The sequence below is a fragment of the Actinomyces denticolens genome, assembly GCF_002072185.1.
In the GTDB taxonomy this organism is placed as follows: domain Bacteria; phylum Actinomycetota; class Actinomycetes; order Actinomycetales; family Actinomycetaceae; genus Actinomyces; species Actinomyces denticolens.
This window is the reverse complement of record NZ_MVIW01000087.1, coordinates 1-695: the sequence shown is the minus strand read 5'-3', so window position 1 is coordinate 695 and position 695 is coordinate 1. Positions and strand designations below refer to the sequence as shown.

Genomic DNA, 695 nt, shown 5'->3' with positions numbered 1-695 from the left:
GGGGCGGTGTTGTATTCGGTGGCGCTTCCGGTGAGTTCGAGGTAGGCGTCTTCGAGGCTGGCTTTGATGGTGGTCAGCTCGTGCAGGGTGATGTTGTGGGCGGCGGCGAGTTCTCCGATGTGCGCGGCGGGGGCGTCGGTGAGGGTCAGCACGCCGGGTTCGGGGGTGGATACGGTGATGTTCTGGGAGGTCAGGAGGGCTGCTAGGTCGGTGGCTTGGGGGGAGGCCACGCGCACGGTGTCGGTGGTGGCCGAGGCGATGACGTCGCCCACGGGGCCGGTGGTGAGGATGCGGCCGCGGCCGATGACGATGAGGTGGTCGGCGGTTTGGGACATCTCGCTCATCAGGTGCGAGGAGATGAAGACGGTGCGTCCCTCCGCGGCCAGGGCTCGGCATGTCTCGCGCACCCAGATGACGCCCTCGGGGTCGAGGCCGTTGACGGGCTCGTCGAAGATGAGGATGTCGGGGTCGCCCAGGAGGGCGGCGGCCATGCCCAGCCGCTGGCCCATCCCGAGGCTGAACCCCTTGACCCGCTTCTTGGCCACCTGGGTCAGTCCTGTGATGTCCAGGACTTTGTCGACGCGGCCTACGGGGATGCCGTTGGAGACGGCCAGCTGCGTGAGGTGGGCGCGGGCCGAGCGCGAGCCGTGCAGGCCCTTGGCGTCCAGGAGGGCGCCAACAGAGCACAGGGGAGC

At 68.9% G+C, this 695-nt stretch carries 1 protein-coding gene; it reads right to left on the bottom strand.

Features of this window, described 5'->3' with window-relative positions; all coding sequences use genetic code 11:
* On the bottom strand, positions 1 to 695 hold a 695-nt coding region (locus tag B1H55_RS12035), incomplete at both ends, for an ATP-binding cassette domain-containing protein (RefSeq protein WP_080461763.1).